This window comes from Streptomyces sp. NPDC059373, from assembly GCF_042751495.1.
In the GTDB taxonomy this organism is placed as follows: domain Bacteria; phylum Actinomycetota; class Actinomycetes; order Streptomycetales; family Streptomycetaceae; genus Actinacidiphila.
In genome coordinates, this window is record NZ_JBHYXC010000007.1 from 53,141 (window position 1) to 79,081 (window position 25,941).

General features: G+C 70.0%; 22 protein-coding genes and 1 pseudogene. 14 read left to right on the forward strand and 9 right to left on the reverse strand.

Features of this window, described 5'->3' with window-relative positions; all coding sequences use genetic code 11:
* The first annotated feature begins 17 nt into the window (after nucleotides 1-17).
* The 6 genes from ACFXJ5_RS14030 to acs all read left to right on the forward strand — a co-directional run bounded on the left by ACFXJ5_RS14030 (nucleotide 18) and on the right by acs (nucleotide 7,025).
* On the forward strand, nucleotides 18-1,208 hold the full coding sequence (locus tag ACFXJ5_RS14030; RefSeq protein WP_384630609.1) for a sensor histidine kinase: 1,191 nt from the start codon (nucleotides 18-20) through the stop codon (nucleotides 1,206-1,208).
* The gene (locus tag ACFXJ5_RS14035) at nucleotides 1,205-1,984 is read left to right on the forward strand and encodes a LytR/AlgR family response regulator transcription factor (protein ID WP_384630610.1); all 780 of its coding nucleotides are present in this window, start codon (nucleotides 1,205-1,207) and stop codon (nucleotides 1,982-1,984) included. Before ACFXJ5_RS14030 ends, ACFXJ5_RS14035 begins: the two co-directional genes overlap by 4 nt.
* Nucleotides 1,981-2,454, forward strand: a complete 474-nt coding sequence (locus ACFXJ5_RS14040) for a hypothetical protein (RefSeq protein ID WP_384630611.1) — start codon at nucleotides 1,981-1,983, stop codon at nucleotides 2,452-2,454. Before ACFXJ5_RS14035 ends, ACFXJ5_RS14040 begins: the two co-directional genes overlap by 4 nt.
* Entirely contained in the window at nucleotides 2,451-4,184 is a 1,734-nt protein-coding gene (locus tag ACFXJ5_RS14045) for a cation acetate symporter (protein ID WP_384630612.1), read from the forward strand. The genes ACFXJ5_RS14040 and ACFXJ5_RS14045 overlap by 4 nt, the downstream gene beginning before the upstream one ends.
* 208 nt (nucleotides 4,185-4,392) lie before the next feature.
* Nucleotides 4,393-5,046, forward strand: coding sequence for an acetate uptake transporter (locus tag ACFXJ5_RS14050; protein ID WP_384630613.1), 654 nt, complete (start codon nucleotides 4,393-4,395; stop codon nucleotides 5,044-5,046).
* Nucleotides 5,043-7,025 (forward strand): acetate--CoA ligase, encoded by a 1,983-nt coding sequence (gene acs, locus ACFXJ5_RS14055; RefSeq protein WP_384630614.1) that lies wholly within the window; start codon nucleotides 5,043-5,045, stop codon nucleotides 7,023-7,025. The genes ACFXJ5_RS14050 and acs overlap by 4 nt, the downstream gene beginning before the upstream one ends.
* A gap of 229 nt (nucleotides 7,026-7,254) precedes the next feature.
* Here acs and ACFXJ5_RS14060 read toward each other — a convergent pair whose 3' ends face one another.
* The 3 genes and pseudogenes from ACFXJ5_RS14060 to ACFXJ5_RS14070 all read right to left on the reverse strand — a co-directional run.
* Nucleotides 7,255-8,652, reverse strand: a complete 1,398-nt coding sequence (locus ACFXJ5_RS14060) for a glycoside hydrolase family 43 protein (protein ID WP_384630615.1) — start codon at nucleotides 8,650-8,652, stop codon at nucleotides 7,255-7,257.
* A gap of 23 nt (nucleotides 8,653-8,675) precedes the next feature.
* On the reverse strand, nucleotides 8,676-8,924 hold the full coding sequence (locus tag ACFXJ5_RS14065; protein WP_384630730.1) for an RICIN domain-containing protein: 249 nt from the start codon (nucleotides 8,922-8,924) through the stop codon (nucleotides 8,676-8,678).
* A gap of 172 nt (nucleotides 8,925-9,096) precedes the next feature.
* Nucleotides 9,097-9,783, reverse strand: a pseudogene (locus ACFXJ5_RS14070) (glycoside hydrolase family protein); the annotation flags it as partial.
* 316 nt (nucleotides 9,784-10,099) lie between these two features.
* On the opposite strand from ACFXJ5_RS14070, the gene ACFXJ5_RS14075 reads away from it, so the two are divergent.
* From ACFXJ5_RS14075 to ACFXJ5_RS14100, 6 genes are all read left to right on the forward strand, one after another.
* Nucleotides 10,100-11,104 carry a LacI family DNA-binding transcriptional regulator gene (locus tag ACFXJ5_RS14075; RefSeq protein ID WP_384630616.1) on the forward strand — a complete coding sequence of 335 codons (1,005 nt, stop codon included), beginning with the start codon at nucleotides 10,100-10,102 and terminating at the stop codon, nucleotides 11,102-11,104.
* A 124-nt stretch (nucleotides 11,105-11,228) separates the two neighbouring features.
* Nucleotides 11,229-12,476, forward strand: coding sequence for an extracellular solute-binding protein (locus tag ACFXJ5_RS14080; protein WP_384630617.1), 1,248 nt, complete (start codon nucleotides 11,229-11,231; stop codon nucleotides 12,474-12,476).
* Between the two features lie 21 nt (nucleotides 12,477-12,497).
* The gene (locus ACFXJ5_RS14085; protein ID WP_384630618.1) at nucleotides 12,498-13,484 is read left to right on the forward strand and encodes a carbohydrate ABC transporter permease; all 987 of its coding nucleotides are present in this window, start codon (nucleotides 12,498-12,500) and stop codon (nucleotides 13,482-13,484) included.
* Nucleotides 13,481-14,308, forward strand: a complete 828-nt coding sequence (locus tag ACFXJ5_RS14090; RefSeq protein WP_384630619.1) for a carbohydrate ABC transporter permease — start codon at nucleotides 13,481-13,483, stop codon at nucleotides 14,306-14,308. The genes ACFXJ5_RS14085 and ACFXJ5_RS14090 overlap by 4 nt, the downstream gene beginning before the upstream one ends.
* 80 nt (nucleotides 14,309-14,388) lie before the next feature.
* Nucleotides 14,389-16,164: an amylo-alpha-1,6-glucosidase gene (locus ACFXJ5_RS14095; protein ID WP_384630620.1), complete on the forward strand. Its 1,776-nt coding sequence runs from the start codon at nucleotides 14,389-14,391 to the stop codon at nucleotides 16,162-16,164.
* A 55-nt stretch (nucleotides 16,165-16,219) separates the two neighbouring features.
* On the forward strand, nucleotides 16,220-18,100 hold the full coding sequence (locus ACFXJ5_RS14100; protein WP_384630621.1) for an RICIN domain-containing protein: 1,881 nt from the start codon (nucleotides 16,220-16,222) through the stop codon (nucleotides 18,098-18,100).
* A gap of 172 nt (nucleotides 18,101-18,272) precedes the next feature.
* Here ACFXJ5_RS14100 and ACFXJ5_RS14105 read toward each other — a convergent pair whose 3' ends face one another.
* The 3 genes from ACFXJ5_RS14105 to ACFXJ5_RS14115 all read right to left on the reverse strand — a co-directional run bounded on the left by ACFXJ5_RS14105 (nucleotide 18,273) and on the right by ACFXJ5_RS14115 (nucleotide 20,445).
* Nucleotides 18,273-18,488 (reverse strand): transposase, encoded by a 216-nt coding sequence (locus tag ACFXJ5_RS14105; protein ID WP_384630622.1) that lies wholly within the window; start codon nucleotides 18,486-18,488, stop codon nucleotides 18,273-18,275.
* Between the two features lie 291 nt (nucleotides 18,489-18,779).
* Nucleotides 18,780-19,790 (reverse strand): phosphotransferase family protein, encoded by a 1,011-nt coding sequence (locus tag ACFXJ5_RS14110; RefSeq protein ID WP_384630623.1) that lies wholly within the window; start codon nucleotides 19,788-19,790, stop codon nucleotides 18,780-18,782.
* 256 nt (nucleotides 19,791-20,046) lie between these two features.
* Nucleotides 20,047-20,445, reverse strand: coding sequence for a winged helix-turn-helix transcriptional regulator (locus ACFXJ5_RS14115; protein WP_384630624.1), 399 nt, complete (start codon nucleotides 20,443-20,445; stop codon nucleotides 20,047-20,049).
* 139 nt (nucleotides 20,446-20,584) lie between these two features.
* On the opposite strand from ACFXJ5_RS14115, the gene ACFXJ5_RS14120 reads away from it, so the two are divergent.
* Nucleotides 20,585-21,934, forward strand: a complete 1,350-nt coding sequence (locus tag ACFXJ5_RS14120; RefSeq protein ID WP_384630625.1) for an amidohydrolase family protein — start codon at nucleotides 20,585-20,587, stop codon at nucleotides 21,932-21,934.
* A 273-nt stretch (nucleotides 21,935-22,207) separates the two neighbouring features.
* Here the strand turns inward: ACFXJ5_RS14120 and dmpG are convergent, their stop codons facing one another.
* Genes dmpG through ACFXJ5_RS14135 form a run of 3 tightly spaced genes read right to left on the reverse strand, consistent with a single transcriptional unit; the run spans nucleotide 22,208 to nucleotide 25,049 of the window.
* Nucleotides 22,208-23,242: a 4-hydroxy-2-oxovalerate aldolase gene (dmpG, locus tag ACFXJ5_RS14125; RefSeq protein ID WP_384630626.1), complete on the reverse strand. Its 1,035-nt coding sequence runs from the start codon at nucleotides 23,240-23,242 to the stop codon at nucleotides 22,208-22,210.
* On the reverse strand, nucleotides 23,239-24,204 hold the full coding sequence (locus ACFXJ5_RS14130) for an acetaldehyde dehydrogenase (acetylating) (protein ID WP_384630627.1): 966 nt from the start codon (nucleotides 24,202-24,204) through the stop codon (nucleotides 23,239-23,241). Before ACFXJ5_RS14130 ends, dmpG begins: the two co-directional genes overlap by 4 nt.
* A complete protein-coding gene (locus tag ACFXJ5_RS14135) occupies nucleotides 24,201-25,049 on the reverse strand; it encodes a 2-keto-4-pentenoate hydratase (protein WP_384630628.1) in 849 nt (282 codons plus the stop codon). Before ACFXJ5_RS14135 ends, ACFXJ5_RS14130 begins: the two co-directional genes overlap by 4 nt.
* A 106-nt stretch (nucleotides 25,050-25,155) precedes the next feature.
* Between ACFXJ5_RS14135 and ACFXJ5_RS14140 the strand changes: the two genes are divergently transcribed.
* Nucleotides 25,156-25,890, forward strand: coding sequence for an IclR family transcriptional regulator (locus ACFXJ5_RS14140; RefSeq protein WP_384630731.1), 735 nt, complete (start codon nucleotides 25,156-25,158; stop codon nucleotides 25,888-25,890).
* Nucleotides 25,891-25,941 lie beyond the last annotated feature (51 nt).

The following is a 25,941-nucleotide window of genomic DNA, read 5'->3' on the forward strand; positions in this document are numbered from 1 at the left end:
CGCCGGGCGTGGTGATAATGCGGGCCATGGGTTCGGTGATCACCGTGGTATCCGTCACGTTGGTGATCGCTGGCGCCGCGGCGGTGCTGTTCTGGCTGGTTCGCGGCCGCAGGGGCTTCGGAACCCCCGCCGATCGCGCGGCTTTCGCCGCCTTGCACGCCGCCTCGCTGGCCGCTCCGCCGCTGCGCGACGGACTCACCCCGGAGTCCGCGCGCCGGGCGGCGCGGCACCTGCGGGCCCTGCTGGGCACCCCGGCGCTGGCCGTCGTCGGCGACGGGGTGCTGCTCGCCTGGGAGGGCCCAGGCAGGCGGCACGCGGCGCAGGCGGTCGAGCACGCCAAGGACGCGATACACGCCGGACGTCCCTGGGTGGTGCCCGTGGAGGCCATCGAGTGCGGTGACGTCGACTGCCCGATCCGTAACGCTGTCGTGGTGCCGCTGGTGGTGGACGGCCTCGTGGTCGGCGCGCTGTCGGCGTACGGGCGGCAGGTGTCGGCCGGCCTGGTCCGCGCCGCGGGCGAGGTGGCCCACTGGGTCATCGCCCAGCTCGAACTCGCCGAGTTCGACCGCTCCCGCACCCGGATGATGGAGGCGGAGCTGCGCGCGCTGCGGGCCCAGATCTCCCCGCACTTCGTCTACAACTCGCTCACCGCGATCGCCTCCTTTGTCCGTACCGACCCCGACCAGGCCCGCGAACTGCTGCTGGAATTTGCCGAGTTGACCCGCTACAGCCTGCGCCGGCACGGCCAGTTCAGCACTCTCGCCGAAGAGCTGCGCTCGGTGGACCGCTATCTCCGGCTGGAGCGCGCCCGGTTCGGCGACCGGCTGCGGGTGGACCTGCTGATCGCCCCCGAGGTGCTGCCGGTCGCGGTGCCGTTCCTGTGCCTGCAGCCGATCGTGGAGAACGCCGTACGCCACGGCCTGGGTCCCAAGCCGGCGCCCGGCCGGGTTACGATCCGGGCCGTGGACGCGGGCGCCGAGTGCTGGATCAGTGTGGAGGACGACGGGGTCGGTATGGATCCGGAGCAGGTGCGGGCACAGCTCGCGGGCGAGGCCGAAGGGGACTCGCTGGGCCTGGGCAACGTCGACGAGCGGCTGCGCACGGTGTTCGGCGACGAGTACGGCCTGGTCGTGGAGACCGCCCCGGGCGCCGGGACCAAGGTCAACGTCCGGGTGCCGAAGTACCGGAACGGAGTGCACGCGTCATGAAGCCGCTGAAGATCCTGGCCGTGGACGACGAGCCGCCCGCGCTGGAGGACCTGACGTACCTGCTGCGCGGCGACCGGCGGATCGGGCGGGTGCTGGCTGCGGGCAGCAGTGACGCGGCGCTGCGACTGCTGGAGGACGACACGGTGGACGCGGTGTTCCTCGACATCCGCATGCCGGGCCTCGACGGCCTCGACCTGGTCCGGGTGCTGAGCCGGTTCGCGCACCCGCCGGCCGTCGTCTTCGTCACCGCCTACGAGGACTTCGCCGTGGACGCCTTCGCCCTCAAGGCGTGTGACTACCTGCTCAAACCGGTGGGCCGGGAACGCCTGGCCGAGGCCGTACGCCGGGTCGCCGAACTCACCGCAGGCGGCGACACACCGGGCGGCGCACCGGGTGACACACCGGGCGCCGCCGGCCCGGACCGGTCCGCCGAACGGATCCCGGTGGACCTGGGTGGCGTAACCCGTTTCCTTACGCGCGACGAGGTGGCGTACGCCGAGGCCCAGGGCGACTACGTACGCCTGCACGCGGGCGGCAACGCTCCGTTGGTGCGGATCTCGCTGGCGGTGCTGGAGGAGCGCTGGGTGCCGCACGGCTTCCTGCGCATCCACCGGCGCTACCTCGTCTCGCTCCGGCACGTGGAGGAACTGCGCTCGGACGCCGGGCACTGGACGGTTCGGGTGACAGGCCGCGAACTTCCGGTCAGCCGCCGCCACAGCCGCGAGCTGCGCGACCGGCTCGGCCGATGGGCGACCGCGCCGGGCAGCCCGTCATGAGCGGCATACCGGAGCCGCCCCCACGCCGGGTCGCGGTCTCCGGCCCACGCCGCCGCCGGACCGGCGGTTACTCCGCGCGCGCCGGAGCGGAGGATCTGCACGCGCAGCCGCGGCTCGGCCAGGTCTACGTACGCTCGCTGGTCCGCGACCAGCTGCGGCTGTCGGTCGGGGTGCTGGCCGTGCTGGCGGGAGTGCTCGGCGGGCTGCCCGCGGCGTTCGCCCTTGCGCCGGGACTGCGGACGGCGGAGGTCTTCGGGATCCGGCTGGCCTGGCTGCTGCTCGGGATCGTCGCCTATCCGCTGCTGGTGGGGGTGGCGCGGTTCCACGTACGGTATGCGGAGCGAGTGGAGCGTGACTTCACCGAGCTGCTGAACGGCCCGGATGCGGGGGCAGGCTCGGATCGAGGTCCAGCTGCCGGGTCAGGCTCAAGCCCCGCTTCCGAACCCGGGTCCCGCCCCGGTGCCGGATGAATCCGGCACTCGGCCTGACCGCCCTGGCCGTCGTCCTGGTGGCGACCGTGGCGTTCGGCGTCTACGGGCTGCGGCTGTCCCGGGCCACCTCGGACTTCTACGTGGCGTCGCGAGAGGTCTCCCCGCTGTGGAATGCCTCGGCGATCGGCGGCGAGTACCTGTCGGCGGCGTCCTTCCTCGGCGTCGCCGGACTCGTGATGGCGTACGGGGTGGACATGCTCGCCTATCCGGTGGGCTACACCGCCGGATACCTGGTGCTGCTGCTGATGGTGGCGGCACCGCTGCGCCGCTCCGGCGCCTACACCCTGCCGGACTTCGCCGAGGAACGGCTCGGCTCCACGGCGGTCCGGCGGGTGGCGAGCGTGCTCGTCGCGGTCATCGCCTGGCTGTACCTGGTGCCGCAGTTGCAGGGGGCGGGCCTGACCCTGGAGACGGTGACCGGCCTGCCCCGGTGGGTCGGCGCGGTGGTGGTCGCGGTCGTGGTGGTCGGTGTCGCGGCGGCGGGCGGGATGCGCAGCGTCACCCTGGTCCAGGGCTTCCAGTTCTGGCTGAAACTCACCGCCATCGCGGTGCCCGCGGTGTTCCTGGTGCTGGCCTGGCGGTCGGCCGGGGCCCCGGCCCTGACCGGCCCCGACACCCCGCGGTTCACGCACACCACGGTGGTACCGATCCAGGACCCGGTCCGCTTCGACGTCCGGTCGTCGGTGACAGTGGTGGTCCGCGGCGGGCTCGACGGGACCGTGTACGGCGCGGCGGCCCGGCCGGTGCGGCTCGCCGAGGGCGAGCACGCGGCTGCGGGCGGGGCGCGCCTGACCTTCCCCGCGGGCGCACCCGTACCGCACAAGGAGGGCCTGCAACCCGCGACGGGCGCGATGTGGGCCAGCCCGCTGTCCGGAGCCGGCGGGCGCTCCCACCCGCTGTACGCGATGTACTCGATCCTGCTGGCCACCTGCCTGGGCACGATGGGCCTGCCGCATGTCCTCGTTCGCTTCTACACCAACCCGGACGGGCGGGCGGCCCGGCGTACCACGCTCCTGGTCCTCGTCCTGCTGAGCGTCTTCTACCTGCTGCCGACGATTTACGGGGCACTGGGCAGAGTCCTTGCACCGCAACTGCTGCTCACCGGGCAGACGGACACCGCGGTACTGGTGCTACCGCAGATCGCCGATGCGGGTGAGGGCGGCCGGCTGCTCACGGCCCTGGTCACAGCCGGGGCCTTCGCGGCCTTCGTGTCCACCGCGTCGGGGCTGACCGTGTCGGTGGCCGGCGTGGTGTCGCAGGATCTGCTGCGTGGCTCGAAGCGCGGCTTCCGCTGGGCCTCGCTGCTCGCGGGGGTGCCGCCGCTGGTGATGGCGACGGCGACCGGCGGGCTGCCGGTGGCCGACGCCATCGGGCTGGCGTTCGCGGTCGCCGCCTCGTCGTTCTGCCCACTGCTGGTGCTCGGCATCTGGTGGCGCGGCCTGACCGACCTGGGCGCGCTGCTCGGCCTGGTGACCGGTGGCGGCCTCGCCGCCACCGTGGTGGTGCTGACCAGTGTGCGCGGACCCGGCCGGGGCTGGACCGGCACGCTGCTCGAACAGCCCGCGGCATGGACGGTGCCGGTGGCGTTCGCCGTCATGATCACGGTGTCGCTGCTGTCCAAGCACCGGATATCGGCGGCGGCCGTGGACCGGGTCATGCTGCGGATGCACCTGCCCGAAGAGGTGGGCTCGCTGCCGCCCACGCGCTGACCGGCGTACGGCCGCCCCGACCGCCGGGCCGGCACCGCACGACCGCTGGGCGTGCCGGACGGACCGTCCGGCGAGCCGACCGCACCGCTGGGCGACTCCAGCGCCGCATCGCTGGCCGGGCCCGCGCTTGCGTTCCTAGCGTGTCCCCGGGAACCGGACATGGCTCCCGCACACCACTGCCATTCCTCAATGAGGAGGGAAACCGCAGATGAGCATCCCCGATGCGACCCCCGCGCCGGCCCCGGACACCATCGCCGACCCCGGCCCCCTCGGCCTCGCCGCATTCGCCGCCACCACGTTCGTCCTCAGCTCCTTCAACGCCGGCCTCATCGACGCCAGCCTGCTCACGGTGGTGCTGCCGCTCGCACTGTTCTACGGCGGGCTGCTCCAAGTGCTGGCGGGCATGTGGGAGTTCAAGAAGGGCAACACCTTCGGCGCGACCGCGTTCGGCTCGTACGGCGCGTTCTGGCTGTCGTACGCCGCCTACGTGAAGTTCGTCGTGGGGGACCTGCCGCCTGACAAGGCGAACCAGGCCACCGGGCTCTACCTGCTGGTCTGGGCGATCTTCACGGTCTACATGACGGTCGCCGCACTGCGGACGAACGCCGCGCTGCTGGCGGTCTTCGTGGCTTTGTCGGCGACCTTCATCGTGCTGACCGTCGCCGAGTTCGCCGAGTCCACCGGCACCGCCAAGGTGGGCGGCTGGCTCGGCCTGGTGACCGCGGTCCTCGCCTGGTACGCCTCGTTCGCCGTCGTCAGCAACTCCACCTGGAAGCGCTCGATCGTCCCGCTCGTCCCGCTCAGCGGCGCGCTCCGTATCGGGCGCGGCGGACCGGTCCCGGTGGAAGGAACCCACTCATGAGTGGGGAGACGCTCGCCAATCTGTCGCGGGAGGAGCGGCGCTTCCCACCCCCGGCGAAGCTGGCGGCCGAGGCGAACGTCACCGCGGCCGCCTACGAGGAGGCGGCCGCCGACGGGGAGGCGTTCTGGGCCACCCAGGCGGCCCGCCTGGACTGGGCCGAGCCGTGGACGCAGGTACGCGACTGGAGCCGGGCGCCGTTCGCCCGCTGGTTCACCGGCGGCCGGCTCAACGTGGCGTACAACTGCCTCGACCGGCATGTGCGCGCCGGGCACGGCGACCGGATCGCTTTCCACTGGGAGGGCGAGCCGGGCGACACCCGCACGCTGACGTACGCCGGCCTCAAGGACGACGTCTGCCGGGCGGCGAACGCCCTGCTGTCCCTCGGGGTGCAAGCCGGCGACCGCGTGGCGATCTACCTGCCGATGATCCCCGAGACGGTGGTGGCGATGCTGGCCTGCGCACGCATCGGCGCCCCGCACACGGTGGTCTTCGGCGGCTTCTCGGCCGACGCCCTGCGCGGCCGGATCCAGGACTGCGACGCGCGGGTGGTGATCACCGCGGACGGCGGCTACCGCAAGGGCGCACCCTCGGCCCTCAAGCCCGCGGTGGACACCGCCCTGGAGGAGTGCCCAGACGTACGCAGCGTCCTGGTGGTGCGTCGCACCGGCCAGGAGGTGGGCTGGACCGAGGGCCGGGACGTGTGGTGGCACGACCTGGTCGCCGCCCAGTCCGCCGAGCACGAACCCGAGGCGTTCGACAGCGAGCACCCGCTCTACATCATGTACACCTCGGGCACCACGGCCCGGCCCAAGGGCATCCTGCACACCACTGGCGGCTACCTCACCCAGGTCGCCTGGTCGCACTGGGCCGTTTTCGACGTCAAGCCGGAACGGGACGTGTACTGGACCGCGGCCGACATCGGCTGGGTCACCGGCCACTCGTACATCGTCTACGGGCCGCTGGCCAACGGCGTCACCTCGGTGCTCTACGAGGGCACGCCGGACACCCCGCACCAGGGCCGCTGGTGGGAGATCGTGCAGAAGTACGGGGTGTCGATCCTCTACTGCGCGCCGACCGCCATCCGCACCTTCATGAAGTGGGGCGAGGAGATCCCGGCCCGCTACGACCTCTCCTCGCTGCGGCTGCTCGGCTCGGTCGGTGAGCCGATCAACCCCGAGGCGTGGATGTGGTACCGGCAGGCCATCGGCGGGGACCGCTGCCCGGTGATGGACACCTGGTGGCAGACCGAGACCGGCGCGCACATGCTCAGCCCGCTGCCCGGGGTGAGCACCTGCAAGCCCGGCTCCGCATTGCGTGCGCTGCCCGGCATCAGCGCCGAGGTCGTCGACGACACCGGCGCCCCCGTGCCGAACGGTTCGGGCGGGTACCTGGTGCTGACCGAGCCATGGCCGTCGATGCTGCGCACCATCTGGGGCGACGAACAGCGGTACATCGACACGTACTGGTCGCGTTTCCCAGGCCGCTACTTCGCCGGGGACGGCGCCAAGAAGGACGACGACGGCGACATCTGGCTGCTGGGCCGGGTGGACGACGTGATGAACGTCTCCGGACACCGGATCTCCACCACCGAGGTGGAGTCCGCCCTGGTGTCCCACCCGCTGGTCGCCGAGGCCGCCGTGGTGGGCGCCACCGACCCGACCACCGGGCAGGGCATCGTCGCGTTCGTCATCCTGCGCGGCGACGGGTCCGGTGGTGACGAACTGGCGCAGGAGCTGCGGGCACACGTGGCCAAGGAGATCGGGCCGATCGCCCGGCCGCGGCAGCTGATGCTGGTCGCCGAACTGCCCAAGACCCGGTCGGGCAAGATCATGCGGCGGCTGCTGCGCGATGTCGCCGAGAACCGGTCCCTGGGCGATGTCACGACGCTCACCGACTCGACGGTGATGGACGCGATCCGCGAGCGGTTGCCGTCCGCCACGTCCGGCGACACGGGACCGGGATCCGGCGAGGACGAGTAGCCTCACCTCGTCCTCTGAGCCCGTACGGCACACCCGTGGCGGGACGGGTCACCCGTACGGGGTCAACCGCTGCCCAACTCGCCCCTCAACCGCCCGCGTTCGTCGATGCGGTCTTCGAGGTTTGACGGGATCGTTGCTACCGGCAACGAGGGTCGTCTCCCTCGGCCACCGCATGCGATGAGTCCCAATCTTCAGGCTCCTAGCGGTCGACGACCGTACACACGGGCTTTCAGGCCAGGGACGTCACCGCCGTGAAGCTGCTGTCCGCGCGGAACAGGTCGCTGTCCTCGTACGGGTCCACCCAAAGCTCGTAGGCGCGGTGGCGTATGTAGCGGCCGGGGAAGTTGTACGACTCCAGCCGTACGGAGCCGGAGGCGGTGCCGGGCCGGGCGCAGAAGGTGGCGTCCTTGGCGAAGACACCGGTGCCGTCATTGGCGTCCAGGCGCACCCGGAAGGAGTAGTGCCGCAGGTAGCGGCCGTCCGAGGCGCGCAGCGAGTAGCAGTTGGCGTCCGCCAGGCCGGGCACGGTGGTGAAGGTCGCGCTCTGCCTGGTCGCGGCGTCGCTGCTCGCGCTCACCTGGTCGAGGTAACCGAGGGAGTCGGAGCGGGTCCGGACGTACCGGTCCGGGTAGTTGACGGACTGCAGTGACCGGGTGGTGTTCAGGGGGAGGGTCGCACCGCCGGAGACGGTCTCCTTGTAGACGGTGAAGTGCTTGACGGTGCCGGACAGGCCGGGGATCTCGGTAGGCGTGGTCCAGGTCCCGAAGGTGTCGTAGCTGTCCGTGAAGTACGCCTTGTGTTGCTGGTAAGCCTCGAAGTAGAGGCGGTAGCCGCCGTTGTCGAGCTGCACCACCGTCGGGCCCTCGCCGTCGTAGTCGACGAAGTTGCCGGTCTTGGTGATGGTGTAGGGGCCGCCGAGGGAGGTGGCGGTGGCGAAGTCGATGGACTTGGTGGAGGTGCTCTTGAGGAAGGCGTGGTACGTCGAGCCGATCCTCACGATGTCCGTGTCGATGTAGCTGTTGGTTATGCCGCTCAGCTTGGTCGGGGTGGACCAGGAGGTCAGGGCGGCGTTGGTGGCTGTGATCCGGTAGGGGTAGAAGGCGCCCGAGGCGTCGGAGCTCAGGTGCAGGGAGACGATGATGTTGACGCTGCCGTCGCTGTCGACGAACCACTCCGGGGCCCACGCGTTCGTGATCCCGGACAGCCCGAGGGTGACATTGCCGAGGAACGTCCAGTTCACCCGGTCGGAACTGCGCGCGAAACCGATGTAGTTGTTGCTGAGCGAGAAGGTCTGGGGCGTGTAGGTGACGTAGTAGTAACCGTCGGTGTGTTTGAAGATGCTGGGGTCACGAAGGTAGCCGCTCGGCGGGCTGTAGGCGGGGGCCTTCACGGTGCTGAAGCCCGTGCCGTCCGGCGAGTCGTACACGTTCATGCTGGTCTCGCTGGCGTACGTGAACGACGTCATCGTGTACCGGGATGCGGAGCCGGCCGGCGGGGCGGCCGCGTGAGCGGGGCCGGCGCCCAGCAGGGCGGCCGGGGCGAGCAGCGCGGCGAGGGATATCAGCAGGGCGAGCATCGCCCCTGCCGCTCCCCGTAAGCCGTGCCGTGCGAGTCTTACTGAGGTCATGGTCATCTCTCCTTGAGGGAACGTCAGTCGGCGGGTGTGCGTTGCCACTTCTGGCAGTCGTCGGCGAGCCAGGTCCACTGGCGTACGTCGGTGCTGTCGGCGGTGCCGCAGTTGGCGACGTCGGCGACCTTGCCGCTGTTCTCGTTGACGAACCGTACGTAGTCACCGGTGTCGGTGAAGACCAGCCGGAAGCGCTGGCACTTGTTGTTGAGCCACGACCACTGCTGGATGTCGGTGCCGTCGGCGGTCCTACAGCCGCTGACGTCCAGCACCTTGCCGGTGGTCACGTTGATCAGGCGGCTGGTGTCGGCCGAGGTCCTCCACGCGCCACTTGCCGCTGTTGCGGTTGACCAAGGCGTACGCGACCGGGGTGCCGAAGTGCGCGGTGCCGTCCGCGTTCCAGGTGAAGTTCTGGGCGCGGGAGGTGCGTCCGTTGCCGCACTTGCCCGACGTGGAGTCGTTGGCGTGGTGGACGATCCAGTTCTCGGTGCCGTCCGGTGAGGTGAAGAAGCCGTTGTGGTCGGGGCCGTAGACGCCCGCGGCGTAGTCGGGGGTGTCGCAGGCGCTTGCGGCGTAGGTCAGGAATGTCCGGCCGCCCCGTTGACGGCGGCGCCCTGAGTCTCCCGGCTCAGCGTCGCTGTGGAGATCACGGTGAAGGGCGCGCTGACGGTGTACGGGTCGCTCAGCGGCGCGATGACCAGGCTCGGTGGGCTGTCGCTGCTCGTCGTGCCGCTGCCCACCACGTACAGCCGGTTGTCCATTTGCAGCACGCTCGCGTCGATGAGCCAGTTCGTGGGGCAGAGGTTGGATCCGGTGAGCATGGCCCCAGAAGTTGGTGGCGCGGGCCGGGGTGGAATCGGACCACACCTGTACGTTCGGAGGGTTGGCCAGCCCGGCGAGGGTCGGTGACTTGCGCATGCCGAGGATGCCGGTGAAGGTCGTCGTGATCAGGTAGTAGTGCCCGTTGGAATACTGCAGCCAGGGGTCGGCGCCTTTCGCCGCGTTCAGCGGATTGGTGTACGGGCGCCCGGCGGCGGGATCGGCGAGTACCGGCGCCGGCGCCGTGCGCAGCGCGACGGTGAAGAACAACCAGGATCGGAAACGGGTGCGGCCCATGTCGCGTCCCTTCATCGACAGCCAGCGTTCGTAATACCGAACCACGTTCGTGGCGTCGGCCGAGAACGTAGGAGCACCGACATGGCTCCGTCAAGACTTCGAACGGCAACTTCCGCTCCCGGGTTGAGATTTCCAGGTTGTTACGGGAAGTACTGCGCGATCCATTGACAGCCGTACAGGTCGCTCCTACCTTCAACCTTCAAACGGAACGCGAACCGGTTCGACAGGCCGGGTGCCATCCACTTGCATCACCCCCAACGCCCAAGCCGTGTTCGGTGCCCGCATCCGCTGATTCATCGAACCGGTTCGATCGAAGAGCCGAGGAGCCCTCGTGAACATCGGTGAGATCGCCCGGCAGGCCGGTGTCTCGCGCAGCACGGTCTCGTACGCACTCAGCGGCAAGCGGCCCGTGTCGGAGGAGACCCGGCGCAAGATCCAGCGGGTCATCGACGAGCTGGGCTACCAGCCCAACGCGAGCGCGCGGGCCCTGGCCAACGGCCGGTCCAGCACACTCGGCCTCGTCTTCCCGCCGGCCGGACACCACTACACCGGCATGCAGCTCGACTTCATCGGCAGCGTCGTCGAGGCCGCCGCAGCCCACGACTACGACGTGCTGCTCTCCCCGAGCGGCATGGACAGCGACCGCTCGTTCCAGCGACTGCTGGGCGAGCGCCGGGTGGACGGGGCAATCCTGATGGAGATCAGGCTGGAGGACGACCGGGTGGACCATCTCACCGAGGTGGGCTTCCCCTTCGTCGCCATCGGCCGTACCGGGAAACCTGAGGGCGGTTGGTGGGTCGGTCTGGATCACGCCGCCCTGGTGGAGTCGTGCGTGAACCACCTCGCGGACCTGGGACACCGCACCGTCGCCTTCGTCAACCGGCCCGAAGCCCTGCTGCGGGCCGGGTACGAGTCGGCCCACCGGGGCCTGCAGGGGTTCTCCAAGGCCGCGGCGGAACGCGGACTCACCGTACGGGCCTACTGCTGCGGCGACGACGCACCCTCGGGCCAGGCGTGCGTGGAGCGGATCCTGCACGACGACCCCGCCACCACGGCCCTGGTCACCCTCAACGAGGCCGCGCTGGGGGGCCTGTACCGGGGGCTGGCCGAGGCCGGCCGCCACGTACCGCGCGACTTCTCGATCACCGGCGTCGCCGCGAGCCGCTGGGCCGAGACGGTCACCCCGCAGCTCACCGCGGCGGACGTGCCGGCGGCCCGGCTCGGCCGGCTCGCCGTCGACCTGCTCGTCGAACGGCTCGCCGACCCCGCCGCGGTTGCGCGCCACCACCTCCTCACGCCTCCGATTTCGCTGCGGGCCAGCACCGCGCCCGCCTGAGCACCCCCGCTTCGCACCTCACCGGCACGGCCCGACTCGACCCGTGCGGCCGCCTCGGCCTGCGCACCGGCCGGGCGATTGCGCCCGCTCCGACCCACCCGTACCAGACCGAAAGGTGCAGTTCATGAACAGAACCACCCGGCGGCGACTCATCGCCACCGCGCTGGCCGTCGTGGCCGTCGCCACCAGCGCCACCGCCTGCTCCTCCGCTTCCGGAGGCAGCACCAACGAGGCCGCCGCAGGCAGCGGCACGTACACCATCTGGGACCCGTACCCGCAGTTCGACAAGACCTCGGCGTGGGCGAAGCTACTGGACGGCTGCGGCAGCAAGGCCGGGGTGCACATCAAGCGGACGGCCTTCGACACCAGCGACCTGACGAACAAGACGCTGCTGGCGGCGCAGCAGGACAACTCCCCGGACGTGCTCATCGTCGACAACCCGGTGGTGTCGACGCTGGCGGAGGCCGGGGTGCTCTCCACGACCGCCGAGAACAAGATCGACACCTCGAAAGTCGACCCCAACCTGCTCGCGGCCGGCCAGTCGGGCGGCAAGACGTACGGGATCCCGGTCGGGGCCAACACCCTGGCTCTGTACTACAACAAGGCGGTGCTCAAGTCCGCCGGCGTGGACATCGCCTCGGTCAAGGACTGGAAGACGCTCACCGCCGCGCTGGAGAAGGCCAAGGCATCGGGTGACAAGGGCATCACGTTCTCGGCGATCGGGACCGAGGAGGGCAGCTTCCAGTTCCTGCCGTGGTTCTGGGGCTCGGGCGCCCAGCTGACCAAGCTCGACTCCGCCCAGGGCGTTTCCGCGCTCTCGCTGTGGACGGACTGGCTGAAGAAGGGCTACGCGCCCAACTCGGTGATCAACAACACCCAGACCACCAGCTGGCAGGAGTTCGCCACAGGTAAGTACGCCTTCGCCGAGAACGGCACCTGGCAACTGGCCAACGCCAAGAAGGCCGGCTTCGGGTACGGGGTCATCCCGGTCCCGGCGGCCTCCGGAGGCAACGCCGCGGCCCCGACCGGCGGCGAGTTCGTCACCGTACCGGTGCAGAGCAAGACTGCCCGCTACGCCACCTCCGACACGATCGTGTCCTGCCTGACCAGCGCTCAGAACTCGCTCAGTACCGACACCACCCTGTCCTACATAGCGCCCACCACCGAGGTCCAGGACAAGCAGGTCGCGGCGGACAGCGAGCTGAAGGCCTGGGTCGGGGCGGTCAAGGCGGCCAAGGGACGCACCAGCGACAACCTGGGCACCAAGTACCCCAAGATCTCCGAGCAGTTGTGGACCGCGGTCCAGGCCGCCCTGAGCGGTTCCAAGTCGCCGAAGGACGCGCTCACAACGGCGCAGTCCTCGGTCAAGTAGCAAGGGATCCCTCGACCACCGATGAACGACACGACACAGCTGCCCGACATCCGGCCGGTGCGCGGCCGCAGCGGGGCGGCGGCCGCAGCCGCCCCGCCCCCGGCACCCACCGCCGGGCGCCGCCGCCCCGCCTCCGGGCAGTGGGCCGCCTGGGGATTCCTCGCCCCGGTGACCGTCTACCTCGCGGTCTTCTACGCCTATCCGCTCTACCGCAACATCGACCTGAGCCTGCGGAACTACACCGTCCGGTCCTTCGTCCAGGGCGACGCGCCGTTCACCGGCCTGAAGAACTACCAGGTCGTCTTCGACGACCCCACCTTCGTCCCCGCGCTCCTGCACACTGTGGTGTTCACCGCCGTGTCACTGGTCTTCCAGTACTCCATCGGGCTGGCCCTCGCGGTGTTCTTCACCCAGCACTTCAGGCTGTCGGCGACTCTGCGTGCCCTGTTCCTCGTGCCGTGGTTGCTGCCGCTGATCGTGTCGGCCTCCACCTGGTCGTGGATGCTCAACAGCGACTCCGGCATCGTCAACGCGGGCCTGCACGCCGTCGGCGTCGGCCCGGTGAACTGGCTGACCTCGCCGACCTGGTCGCTGACATCGGTGATCATCGCGAACATCTGGATCGGTGTCCCGTTCAACCTCGTCGTGCTGTACAGCGGGCTCCAGACCATCCCCGGCAGCCTGTACGAGGCCGCCGCGCTCGACGGCGCGGACGCCTGGCAGCGGTTCCGGTACATCACCTTTCCGCTGCTGCGCCCGGTGTCGGCGATCACCCTGCTGCTGGGCCTGGTCTACACGCTCAAGGTGTTCGACATCATCTGGATCATGACCAAGGGCGGTCCCACCGACTCCTCCACCACCTTCGCCACCTGGTCCTACCGGCTCGGCTTCGGCAACCTGCTCCCCGCCTTCGGCCCCGGTGCGGCGGTCGGCAACCTGCTCGTCGTCACCGCCCTGGCCTTCGGCCTGCTCTACGTACGGGTCCAGCGAAAGCAGGGGCTGTCATGACGCGAAGGCACCGAAACCGTACGTGGTGGAAGACCGCCGTCGGCGTGCTGCTGACCGCGATCATGCTCTTCCCGGTCTACTGGATGCTCAACGCCTCCTTCACCCGCGACCAGGACCTGCGCAAGACCCCACCGGACCTGTTCCCCGCCCACGGCACACTGGAGGGCTACCGCGCCGTCCTCGACCAGCAACTGCCCTACCTCGGCACCAGCCTCGTCATCGGCCTGGGCACCGTCGTCCTGACCGTGGCGCTGGCCGCGCCCGCCGGTTATGCCCTGGCCAAGCTCCGGCCGCGCGGCGGCGGAATCCTGAGCTTCCTGCTCCTGGCCGCCCAGATGGTGCCGGGAATCATCATGGCGATGGGCTTCTACGCCATCTACCTCAGCCTCGGCCTGCTCCAGTCGGTCCCCGGGCTCATCGTCGCCGACTCCACCCTGGCCGTCCCCTTCGGCGTCCTGATCTTCACCGCGTTCATGTCCGGAATCCCCGGCGAACTGCTCCAGGCCGCCAGGACCGACGGAGCCGGGAGCCTGCGCACCTTCTGGTCCATCGTGCTGCCGATGAGCCGCAACGCCGTCGTCACCGTCTCGCTGTTCGCGTTCCTGTGGTCCTGGTCCGACTTCATCTTCGCCAGCACCCTCGACAACGGCGGCTCCGGCGAGCCGAGCACCCTGGGCATCTACCACTACATCGGCAACAACAACCAGCAGTGGAACGCCATCATGGCCACCGCCGTCGTGGCCTCGATCCCGGCGACGCTCATCCTCGTGCTCGCCCAGCGCTACGTAGCCGCCGGCGTGACGGCCGGAGCCGTGAAGGACTGACGGCCCGCCGCCGGTGAAGCCCGCACGCACCGGCCCTGCGCCGACTTGACTTGCCCCGCCCGAGAAACGAGTACCGCTTGATGACCGACGCCCCGTCCGGCCCGGCCTTTCCCGTCCACGACATCCCGTTCAGCACGCACGGATCCTGGTTCGACATCTCGCCCGTCGTGGCGGAGCAGACGCTCGCCGACGACCTGCACCTCGTCTCGCACCAGACCGGCATGCACGCCGTCCTGCGCTTCGTGCCGCTCGACGGCCCGGGGGGCGGCCGGGCCCGGACCACCGTGCGGGCCACCCCCAGCCGGCTCAGCTGGACCGGCGCCGGCGGGGGACGTATCGACCTCGTCTACGAAGCGCCGGACACCGTGCGCCTGCGCGGCGACGGGCCGGCCCTGCGCATCGCGGCGGCGGCGGACACCCTGACGCCCTTCAGCGGCACCTATTTCTACGACGATCCGGTCGACGGCTCATATGTGTTCACCTCGTACGAGACCGGCCGCCGCTACCGCGTCACCGTACTGTCCGGCGAAGCCGCCGACGTGTCCGGCGCCCAGGCGCTGGGCGGCGGCGACCGAGGACTCACGGTCACGGCCGGGCCCGGCGGGACCTGGGAGGCCGCTGTCGAGGAACTCGACAGCGCACGCGAGCCGTACCGCTCGGCGGCGCCGTTCGACCGGATCGCCGAGGCCGCGCACGACGCCTTCACCGGCTTCACCGACGCCATCGCCCCCTGGCGCTCCCCCGACACCCCGGCCGCCGAACTCGCCGCCTACGTCCTGTGGTCCGCGACCGTACGGCCGGCCGGCTTCGTCGGCCGTCCCGCCGTGCTGATGTCCAAGCACTGGATGGACAAGGTCTGGAGCTGGGACCACTGCTTCAACGCCCTCGCTCTGGCGCCCGGGCGGCCCGAACTGGCCTGGGACCAGTTCTCGCTGATCTTCGACCATCAGGACAGCAGCGGGGCGCTGCCGGACTCGGTCACCCACTCCGAGGTGCTCTACAACTTCGTCAAACCGCCCATCCACGGCTGGGCCCTGGGTCTGCTGCGCCGGCGGCTCCCCGAGCCCCTTGGCCGCGCCGAACTGACCGAGGCCTACCGCAGGCTGGGGCGCTGGACCGACTTCTGGCTCACCGCCCGACGCGCGCCCGGCTCGGCCCTGCCGCACTACCAGCACGGCAACGACAGCGGCTGGGACAACGCCACGGTCTTCGACCCGGAGCGCGTGACCGTCACCGCCGACCTCGCCGCGTTCCTCACCCTCCAGCTCCACCAGCTCGCCGAACTGGCCGCCGAACTCGGCCTGCCCGACGAAGCCGACAGCTGGTCCCGGACCGCCGCAGCGACACAGAGCGCGATGCTGGACCAGCTCTGGACCGGCGACCGGTTCCAGGCGCGCGGGGTGCGGACCGGCAGCACCTGGAGCGGCTCCAGCCTGCTCGAGCTGATGCCCATCGCGCTGGGCGAGCACCTGCCCGACCACATCAGTGCCGTGCTCGCCGACCGGATCGAGGCACACCTCACCCCGCACGGGCTCGCCACCGAACTGCCCGCGTCCCCGCACTACCGGTCCGACGGCTACTGGCGGGGCCCCATCTGGGCCCCCGCCACCGTCCTCATCGAGGACGGCCTGCGCCGGGCCGGCCACCAGCGCCTCGCGGACGAGATCAGCGCCCGCTTCCGCACCCTGTGCGAGACCAACGGTTTCGCGGAGAACTTCGACGCCCTGACCGGCGCCGGACTGCGCGACCGCGCCTACACCTGGACCGCCAGCAGCTATCTCATCCTCGCCGAGGCCCACCAGCTCCGTTCCGCGACCGGAAAGGCCGTGGAGGCCGTGGAAGCCGTCGGCGACTGAAGACCCCTGGGCCGGTCGTGCCCAGGCAGCAGTATCGACACTCGGGAGACCCGCAATGCGCATACCTCGCTTCCTTCCCCCACCCAGACACGGCAGCGAGCCCGTCCCCTCCGGAGCCCGCCGCTTCCGCGTATCCACCACCCTCGCCGCAGTGGTCACCTCGCTCGTCACAGCCGTCCTGCCGGCCGCCACGGCGCATGCCGCCGACACCTCCGTCACCGTGGACTTCTCCACCGCCGGAGGAGCCCCCACGTATCACGCCTCGGGCACCATCTACGGGATGACCCAGAACGGATCCCTGCCCCAGGACCACTTCTACAAGGACATCAAGTGGAACTACATGCGGGCCGGGGGCGCCCAGCTCAACAGCGGCGGCTACGCCACCAGCCTCACCGACTACCAGACCCGCTGGGCCTCCACCCTGGCCCAGTACAAGCGCACGGTCGCGCTCGGCGGCACCTTCATCCTGCTCCCGCACGACCTGTGGGGTGCAGACGGCACGACCAGCCAGTCCTTCCCCGGTGACAACGGCGACTGGACGAGCTTCGACAACTTCCTCGGCCAGCTGGTCTCGGACGTCAAAGCCAACAACATGACCGTCCAGTGGGATCTGTGGAACGAGCCGGACGGCAGCAACTTCTGGGGCTCCGGGCAGACCCAGTACCTGGCCATGTGGTCACGCTTCTACGCCCGCGTCCGTGCCGAGTTCCCCTCCCAGCTGATCGTGGGCCCCAGCATCGCCGCCCAGCCCAGCTCCTCCAACACCTGGTGGAACACCTACCTGACCTACGTCAAGGCCAACAACGTCGCCCCCGACATCTGGAGCTGGCACGACGAACCCGGTGACCCCGTCACCGATGTCGCCAACGCCAACACCACGCTCGCCTCGCACGGGCTGACCAACACCCGTGCGTACCAGATCAACGAGTACGCCACGCCCTCCATGCAGACCCCCGGCGGCGGCGCCTGGTTCATGGGCCGCCTGGAGCGGGCCGGCGCGGACGGCCTGCGCGGCAACTGGGCGTCCGGGTCGAACCTGCACGACTACGAGGCCGGTCTGCTGACCAAGAACAGCTCCGGTCAGTACCTGCCGCTCGGCGAGTGGTTCATGTACCGCTACTACGGCTCCCAGAGCGGCAACATCGTCAAGCTCACCCCGGGCACCAACACCGACGGCCTGGCCACCAAGGACAACACCGCCAAGAACGCCAAGGTCCTGCTCGGCAGCAACGGCAACACCGGCACCGTCACCGTCAGCCTCACCGGCCTGGACACCACCTCCGTCGTCGAGAGCGGCAAGGTCCGCGCGATACTCCAGCGCATCCCCTACAACGGCGGTGGCGCCGTGACCGGCCCGGTCACCGTCTCCGACCAGACCCTGACCGTCAGCGGCAACGCGGCCTCGGTGAGCGTGCCGTGGACCAACGCCAAGGACGGCTACACCGTCACACTGCTGCCGCCGTCCAACAACACTGTCTCCACCGTGGCCGTCGTGCAGCACAGCGGCCAGTGCCTGGACGACACCAACCTCAGCACCGCCGACGGCATGCAGTACCAACAGTACTCCTGCGAGGGCGGCTACCAGCAGATGCTCGACTTCAAGCCGGTGAACGGCAGGACCAACACCTACACGGTGGTCAACGAACTCAGCGGCAAGTGCCTGGACGTCTCGGGGGCGTCCACCGCCGACGGCGCCGCCGTCATCCAGTACACCTGCAGCGGCGGCACCAACCAGCAGTTCACCCTCAACCCGGTCACCGCGCTGGGCAACAGCCAGGACTACCAGCTGGTCGCGGTCCACAGCGGCAAGTGTGTCGACGTCAGCACCGTGTCGACCTCGCCGGGCGCACTGATCCACCAGTGGACCTGTGACGCCGCCAGCGCGCTCAGCACCAAGAAGAACCAGATCTGGCGGCTGCCCGGAAAGGCTGCCTGACCCGTCCCGACCGCCGGGTCTGTCAAACGTTCGTCTGACAGACCCGGTAGTCCCCGCAGGGGTACGGGATTGGGCGTGAAAGTCGTTCGGGTCAACTTAACCCGGTCCTGAAGGACCGAACTTGCGGGTAGGGCGCGACTGGCTGTCGCGTGGTCTCCCGCGTCTGAGCCGCCTACGCGGCGGCTGGGCCGCGCGACTCACGCCCCGCAATCCACGCAACCTCGCCCTTGTGGGCGAGGTTGCGGGAAGCGTTCAGGTCGGCGTGCGCAACGACGCCGCACGACCTGCACCGGAACCGGGCCTGCGAGGCCCGATCCCTTGTGTCTACGCAACCGCACTCGGAGCACTGCTGGCTGGTGTACGCGGGATCGACGTACACCAGCGGCACGCCGGCACGGCGGGCCTTGTACCCGATGAATACTCCGAGCTGGGCGAAACCCAGGAGTGCACCGCGGCCCGTTGGAGCCTTCTCAACCGAGCCCTCGTCCGGATGCCCTTGAGGTCTTCCAAGGCGATACCGCGCGAGGTGCGTTCAGCCTCTGCCACGATGCGTTTCGAAATGACGTGATGGGTGTCGGCGGCACACCGCCGCTCACGTCGCGCCCGCTTCGCCGCAGGTCCGGTAGCAGTCCGCCCACCGCTGGGCTGTTGTCGGTGAGACCTGGTTGAGTTCGTGAGGTCAGGAGTTCGTGAGGTCACGCAGGGCGGCCGCCCAGCTGTCGAGCGTCCGCCGGCAGTAGGCGATGTGGTCGGCGCCGTATCCGCGCGGGCCGCACTCGACGACCAGGAGCAGTCCGAGGTAGAGGCGGTAGAGGGCGAGCCGGCGCCGGAGGGAGGGGCCGAAGGGAAGCCGGCCGCCGGCTTCGAGGTAGCCGGCGACGAGCGGGCCGTCGGGGCCGATGCCGCCGCCGAAGTCCAGGGAGACCAGCTCGGCCGCCGGGTCGCCGTAGAAGGCCCGTTCGTGGTCGATGAGGCCGGTCACGCCCGGCGGCCGGCCGTCGGAGGTGACATCGGCGGTGACGCCGGCGCTGATGAAGATGTTGCCCGGCCACAGGTCGAAGTGGACGAGTGCGGCATCGGTGACCTCACCGAGCGCGTCCGCCCCCGCCGCCACCAGTGACCGCACCTCGTCCGGGGCGATCCCGAGCGGGCTGTCCCAGCGCCCGGCGTCCTCCAGGATGGCCTCCACCATCGCGGAGAAGGCCGTCGGCCAGTCCGCCCCGGTGAGCCCGGCCTCGGGTGCGGGATAGCCGAAGCGGCCGTCCGGCGACCGTACGGTGTGCAGCCGGGCGGTGATCCGGCCCAACTCGCGCCGGAGCGCGTCCTGGCGGCCGGTCGGGACCTGGTCGCCGGCCTTGTCCCAGGGGATGCCGTCCAGGACGGATATGACGAGGAAGTCCGGGCCCTGGTGGATCAGCTCGGGCAGCGGGATGCCGCCGACGGCGGCCAGTTGCCGGTAGACCGTGGCCTCGGTGCGCATGATGCCTCGCTCGTAACGCAGCACCGGCACGTCGGCGTGCGGGGCGACCTTCACGATGGCGGGGCGGCCGTCGTCGAGACGGACCCGGTAGGCGCTGTTGAACCAACCGTCGGTCAGCTCCGCCTCCACCCGGCAGCCTGTGTCTGCCGACGCGCGCAGCATGGCGTCCAACTGCTCGGCGGTGAGCAGGCGTTTGGTCTGGCTCTGCATGGGGACCTCTGTGCTGGGCGAATACGCGGAGGGCGTCGAAGCGCCTCGATACTGGGTTCCCTGATCAGCGCCGTCAAGGTGTTTACGACGGTAATTCCCCGGGCTCCTACGCCCGGAGGCGGATTTTTTCCCGGAACCACAGCCGTTCATGTTCGTCGTTCGGGCTCTTGAAGCGCTTCGACAATCGACGCGTCGCGCCGCCCGGACCTCATCGCGCCGAGGGCGGCCAGGCCCGCGCTGACCAGAGCAGAGGGTGCTACTGCCCCGTGGGGCTGATCGAGTCGTATGCCGCTCGGGCGCTCAGGATGCTTTCGAGGTTCTCTTCGGTCCACTCGACCAGTTGGTAGAGGACCGAGTGGAGGCTTCGGCCGCCGGAGGTCAGCGCGTACTCGACTTGCGGCGGGACCGTCGGATTCACCGTTCGCGTGACCAGGCCATCACGTTCAAGGTGCCGCAGGGTGGCGGTCAGCATGCGCTGGGTGATGCCCCCCGTTGCTCGGCGCAGTTCATTGAAGCGCTTAGGGCCGGCATCCAGACGGCATATGACGATGACCGTCCACTTGTCGCCGAGCCGGGCCAGAACGTTCCTCAGGACCGCCTCATGGACACCTGTCACCAGGTCCGGCACCTGCTGAGGCGTCATGAGCGAGGCCATGGTTCCCTCCGGGGTACTAGGGCAGTTCAAGCTGCCTTCTTGCCCGCGGACGGGCCGTCGGTGAGCCTGAAGAGGTGGTATTCATCGTAGACCTGCATGCCGAACAGGTACTATCTGTGGCGGGAAGAAGTGCGCAATCGTGAGTGACCAGGACCTCTTGATCACCGGTGGGTATGTAGTCACCCTCGACCCGGAGACGGGGGACGTTCCCCAGGGCGATGTCCTCATCAAGAATGGCCGCATCGCCTCCGTCGGTGTCGTTTCACTCGACGAGGCCCGCGGCGCGCAGGTGATCCACGCAGAGGGGCGCCTGGTGATCCCCGGCATGGTGGACAGCCACCGCCACGTATGGCAGGGGGCATTGGGTGGGAGCGCCGGGGACGCCTCGCTTCTGGGGTATGTCGGCAGAGTCGTCGAGAAGATCGCCCCCGGTTTTACCGAGGATGACATTTACGCCGGGACGCTGTGGGGCTCGCTGCAGGCATTGAGCTCCGGCGTCACCACGATCGCCGACTGGTCGCACAACCTGCAGGGCGTTGGATACGCCGCTGCCAACGTCCGGGCCCTGCACGACTCCGGAATCCGGGGAATCTTCCTCTACGGCGGCCCTGGGCCCAACGCCGCTGCATTCTTGGGCCGGCCTCCGCAGCGCCATCCCGAGGACGCCCGCCACGTCCGAAACGAGCTGTTCCCCGACGGGACCAGTGGCCGGCTACGGATGGGTATGGCGCTGCGTGGCCCCGCGTTCACCACACCGGAAGCGACTGTCGAAGACTTCGCGTTCGCCCGCGAACTCGGACTCCCCATCTCTGTCCACGTCGGTATGGCAGGGTTTCCTGATTCGGTGGAAACCCTCCATCGCCACGGCCTGCTCGGTCCCGACGTGAACTACGCGCACGCGAACCGGCTGACCGAGCGCGAATTCGACCTCCTCGCGGAAACCGGCGGATCGATCGCCATCTCGGCGACCGTGGAGACGCTGATGGCCCTCGGCACCTACCCGGCCACCGGATCCGCATTGCGGCACGGAATCCCCGCGGGTCTGAGCGTGGACACCACGACAAGCAGCGGCGTCGACCTGTTCAGCGAGATGCGGATGGCACTCGCGGCAGAACGCTCACGGGCCAACAAGCAGGCCGTCGCCCGTCACGAAGCAGTCATGGACGTCGAACTGGACCAGCGCGACATGCTGCACCTGGCCACCACCGGCGGCGCCCGCGCCTGGCATCTCGACGACGAGATCGGCACCCTCACCGTCGGCAAACAGGGCGACATCGTAGTCGTGGACATGCGAGCCCCCCACCTCGATGGCTTCGGAGACCCGGTCAGCACCATGGTGTTCGGAGCAGGCGCGGCCGACGTGGAGACAGTGATCGTCGGCGGCAAGGTCGTCAAGAAGGACGGCCAACTCGTCGGCCCGTACGCCGAGACCGCACGCGACCTCATGAAGCAGTCCCGCACGCGCATCGCGGAGCGAGGCGCAGCATGACATGGGACTGGCTGGCTTCGAACGAGTCAGTTGGCCCCACGGGAATGCTTGGTTTCCAGGGGTGGTTGCAACACCTGATCATTTCGGGGGTTGCAGTGGGACCGTCCCCTCGCCCTCGGAAGCCTCGTGGCCCGGCGCCATTGACCGACAGGCGTGAGCAATACTGGGCCGTCCCGGCTTGCCTGGCCTCGAGCGGCGGATCCGGCGCCGACGCTCCCGCCTGAACGGTTTCGGGACAGGCGGCTGCGCGTCGGATCACGACGTGGCCGAGTGTCAGCCCTGTGCGGCGGCTCCCGAGGCCAGGTCGAGGGCGATGTCGGTGATCATGTCCTCCTGGCCGCCGACCATCTTGCGGCGGCCGACCTCGACCAGGACGGCGCGGGTGTCAAGGCCGTAGCGGGCGGCGGCGGTCTCGGCGTGGCGCAGAAAGCTGGAGTACACGCCGGCGTAGCCGAGGGTGAGGGTCTCCCGGTCGACGCGGACCGCTCGGTCCTGAAGGGGGCGGACGAGGTCGTCGGCGGCGTCCATCAGCGGGAAGAGGTCGCAGCCGTGGTCCCAGCCCATCAGGTCGGCCACCGCGACGAACGCCTCCAAGGGGCAGTTGCCCGCTCCGGCGCCCTGCCCGGCCAGGGAGGCGTCGACGCGGGTCGCGCCGCCCTCCACGGCGACCACCGTGTTGGCGACGCCGAGGGCCAGATTGTGGTGGGCGTGGATGCCGGTCTCGGTGGCCGGGTCCAGGATGTCGCGGTACGCACGGAAGCGCTCCCGTACGTCGTCCATGGTGAGCCGGCCGCCGGAGTCCGTGACATACACGCAGTTGGCGCCGTAGGACTCCATCAGCTTGGCCTGCCTGGCGAGTTCGGCCGGCTCCGCCATGTGCGACATCATCAGGAATCCGGCGACGTCCATGCCGAGCTCGCGGGCGGCGGAGATGTGCTGGGCGGAGATGTCGGCCTCGGTGCAGTGGGTGGCGATCCGGACCGATGTGATGCCCAGGGAATGGGCCTGCCTGAGGTCGTGGAGGGTGCCGATGCCCGGCAGCAGCAGGGTGGTGGGTACGGCGTTGCGGGCGGCGTCGGCGACGGCCTCGATCCACTCCCAGTCGGTGTGTGCGCCCACCCCGTAGGTGATGCTGGACCCGGCCAGGCCGTCGCCGTGAGCGATCTCGATGGCGCCGACGCCGGACGCGTCCAGGGCGGCGGCGATGGTGCGGGCCTGCTCGACGGTGTAGCGGTGCCGGACGGCGTGCATGCCGTCGCGCAGGGTGACGTCCTGGACGTACAGGGCGGTGGGCTGGTTGGCACTCATCGGGGAGCCACCTCCGGGGTGTGGTGCGAGGCCGTGCGCTCCGCGGTGCGCAGAGCCGCAGACGTCATGATGTCGAGGTTGCCGGCGTACGACGGCAGGTAGTGGGCGGCGCCCTCGACCTCGAGGAAGACCGACACCTTGACCGCCGGGCCGCCGGTGCCGGCGGGCAGCAGCCTGCGCAGCGGGTCGTCGTCGGCGACCCGGTCGAACTGGACCTGCTGCTTGAGCCGGTAGCCCGGCACGTACGCCTGGACCCGGCCGACCATCTCCTCGACCGAGAGGGTGACCGCGGCGTCGTCGCAGTCGCCGACCAGGCAGAAGACGGTGTCGCGCATGATCAGCGGCGGTTCCGCGGGGTTGAGGACGATGATCGCCTTCCCGCGGGCGGCGCCGCCGACCTTCTCGATGGCCGAGGATGTGGTCTCGGTGAACTCGTCGATGTTGGCGCGGGTTCCGGGCCCCGCGGAGCGCGAGGAGATGGAGGCCACGATCTCGCCGTAGTGGACCGGGGCGACCGCGCCCACGGCGGCGACGATCGGGATGGTGGCCTGGCCGCCGCAGGTGACCATGTTGACGTTGGCGGCGTCCAGGTGCTCGTCCAGGTTGACGGACGGCACGACGTACGGGCCGATCGCGGCCGGCGTGAGGTCCACCACTCTGCGGCCGAGGGCGCGCAGCACCTGGTCGTTGTAGGGGTGGGCGCCGGCCGAGGTGGCGTCGAAGACGATCCCGATGTCGGCGAATTCGTCGAGCTTGACCAGGCCGTCGACGCCCTCGTGGGTGGTGGCGACCTTGAAGCGGCGGGCGCGGGCCAGGCCGTCGGAGTCCGGGTCGATGCCGACCATGGCCCCCATTTCCAGGACCTCGGACGTGCGCAGCACCTTGATCATCAGATCGGTGCCGATGTTGCCCGACCCGATGACGGCGACCTTGGTGCGGCCTCGGGGGGTGGTGCTGCTCACTGCTGCTCTCCTTCTTCCGGTGTTTCCGGTGCTTCCGGTGCGAATGCGACGCGTACCGACCCGAGGCCGGAGATACGGGCTTCGAAGGCGTCACCGGGGGTGGCGACGGCCATGGGACCCAGTGCGCCGGTGAGCACGATGTCGCCGGCCCGCAGCGGATCGCCCGCCGCAGCGAGCGTCGACGCGAGCCAGACGGCCGCGTTGAGCGGGCCGCCGAGGCAGTCGGCGCCGGTGCCCGAGGAGACCTTGTCGCCACCGCGGGTCATCGTCATCTGGACGGTGCGCAGGTCCACGGCGGTCAGCGGCACGGGGCTGCCCCCGAGTACGAAGAGGCCGGAGGAGGCGTTGTCGGCCACCGTGTCGACGATGGTGATGTCCCAGCCGGCGATGCGGCTGTCCACGATCTCCAGCGCGGGCAGCGCGAAGTCGACTGCGCGCAGTACGTCGGCCACCGTGCACTGGGCGTGCGGCAGATCCTGGCCCAGGACGAGGGCGACCTCGGCCTCCACCTTGGGCTGGAGCAGCCGCCCAGCGGGTACGGTGCCGCCGTCGGGGACGGCCATGTCGGACAGCAGCGCACCGAAGTCCGGCTGGTCGACTCCGAGCTGCCGCTGAACGGCGGTGGAGGTGAGGCCGATTTTGCGGCCGACCACCCGGCGGTCGTTCTTGGCGAGAGCGCGCTCGAGGTTGAGGCGCTGCACGGCGTACGCGCCCGCGATACCGCCCTCGGCGAGCAGAGTCCGTACCGGCGGACAGGGCACCCCGGTGCGGGTCGCTGCGTCGAGGGCGTCGGCGGCCTTGACCACCACGGCGGGCGGGGATTCGGCGCTGGGGGGCGTCGGCATGCGACCACTCCAAGAGGACGTGCGGGATGTGATGAGTCCGGTATAGACGCGGCGGCGAAGATGGGGCAATTATTGTTCCGTGACACGGAACTCCGACCAGGGCAACATGCTGGACAAAGCCATATCCATCCTCGACTGCTTCCGTCCCGACGGCGGTACGTACCGTCTGGCGGAACTCGCGGAGCGCACCGGCTTCAGCAAGACCACCGCGCACCGGCTGTCGGCGGACCTGGTGCGGCTCGGTCTCCTGGAGCGCGTCGACGCTGGTTACCGGCTGGGCGGCAAGCTCTTCGAACTCGGCACGCTGGTGCCCCGCCGTCACGGTCTTCGTGAGACGGCGCTCCCTTTCGTGCAGGACCTCTACGAGGCCACCCATGAGACCGTGCACCTCGGTGTCCGGGACGACCGTGACGTGGTCTACCTGGAGCGCGTCCACGGCCACGATCCGCTGCCGCTCCCCTCCCGCGTCGGCGGCAGACTGCCGCTCAACTGCACGGGTGTGGGCAAGGCACTGCTGGCCTTCTCCGGCCCCGAACTCACCGACATGGTCCTCGCCGAACCGCTGCCGCACCTCACCCCACACTCCCTGACCGATCCGGAGCGGTTGCGCACTGCCGTCGAACAGGTCCAGGTCTCCGGCCTGGCCTACGAGGAACAGGAGGCCGCGCTGGGTGTGTGCTGCGTCGCCGCCCCGGTCTTCGACGGCGGCGGCACGGCCGTCGCCGCGCTCTCGGTCGCCGTCCCGCTGGCCCGCTTCCGCCCCACCCAGCTGGCCCCGGCCGTGCGCACCGCCGCACTCGGCCTGTCCCGGATGCTGCGGCAGGACGGCTCACGCCAGTAGGAAGCGCTCCAGCCGCAACGGCCTTGCGGGCCGGCGCCTTCACCGCGGAAG

What these genes read in the sequence shown, in the direction of transcription:
- ACFXJ5_RS14060 (WP_384630615.1), bottom strand. Translation starts at nt 8,652, where the DNA reads ATGACCTCAGTAAGACTCGCACGGCACGGCTTACGGGGAGCGGCAGGG.
- dmpG (WP_384630626.1), bottom strand. Translation starts at nt 23,242, where the DNA reads ATGAGTGCCAACCAGCCCACCGCCCTGTACGTCCAGGACGTCACCCTG.
- ACFXJ5_RS14045 (WP_384630612.1), top strand. Translation starts at nt 2,451, where the DNA reads ATGAATCCGGCACTCGGCCTGACCGCCCTGGCCGTCGTCCTGGTGGCG.
- ACFXJ5_RS14035 (WP_384630610.1), top strand. Translation starts at nt 1,205, where the DNA reads ATGAAGCCGCTGAAGATCCTGGCCGTGGACGACGAGCCGCCCGCGCTG.
- ACFXJ5_RS14040 (WP_384630611.1), top strand. Translation starts at nt 1,981, where the DNA reads ATGAGCGGCATACCGGAGCCGCCCCCACGCCGGGTCGCGGTCTCCGGC.
- ACFXJ5_RS14090 (WP_384630619.1), top strand. Translation starts at nt 13,481, where the DNA reads ATGACGCGAAGGCACCGAAACCGTACGTGGTGGAAGACCGCCGTCGGC.
- ACFXJ5_RS14135 (WP_384630628.1), bottom strand. Translation starts at nt 25,049, where the DNA reads ATGCCGACGCCCCCCAGCGCCGAATCCCCGCCCGCCGTGGTGGTCAAG.
- ACFXJ5_RS14095 (WP_384630620.1), top strand. Translation starts at nt 14,389, where the DNA reads ATGACCGACGCCCCGTCCGGCCCGGCCTTTCCCGTCCACGACATCCCG.
- ACFXJ5_RS14110 (WP_384630623.1), bottom strand. Translation starts at nt 19,790, where the DNA reads ATGCAGAGCCAGACCAAACGCCTGCTCACCGCCGAGCAGTTGGACGCC.
- acs (WP_384630614.1), top strand. Translation starts at nt 5,043, where the DNA reads ATGAGTGGGGAGACGCTCGCCAATCTGTCGCGGGAGGAGCGGCGCTTC.
- ACFXJ5_RS14030 (WP_384630609.1), top strand. Translation starts at nt 18, where the DNA reads ATGCGGGCCATGGGTTCGGTGATCACCGTGGTATCCGTCACGTTGGTG.
- ACFXJ5_RS14140 (WP_384630731.1), top strand. Translation starts at nt 25,156, where the DNA reads ATGCTGGACAAAGCCATATCCATCCTCGACTGCTTCCGTCCCGACGGC.
- ACFXJ5_RS14100 (WP_384630621.1), top strand. Translation starts at nt 16,220, where the DNA reads ATGCGCATACCTCGCTTCCTTCCCCCACCCAGACACGGCAGCGAGCCC.
- ACFXJ5_RS14050 (WP_384630613.1), top strand. Translation starts at nt 4,393, where the DNA reads ATGAGCATCCCCGATGCGACCCCCGCGCCGGCCCCGGACACCATCGCC.
- ACFXJ5_RS14085 (WP_384630618.1), top strand. Translation starts at nt 12,498, where the DNA reads ATGAACGACACGACACAGCTGCCCGACATCCGGCCGGTGCGCGGCCGC.
- ACFXJ5_RS14080 (WP_384630617.1), top strand. Translation starts at nt 11,229, where the DNA reads ATGAACAGAACCACCCGGCGGCGACTCATCGCCACCGCGCTGGCCGTC.
- ACFXJ5_RS14115 (WP_384630624.1), bottom strand. Translation starts at nt 20,445, where the DNA reads ATGGCCTCGCTCATGACGCCTCAGCAGGTGCCGGACCTGGTGACAGGT.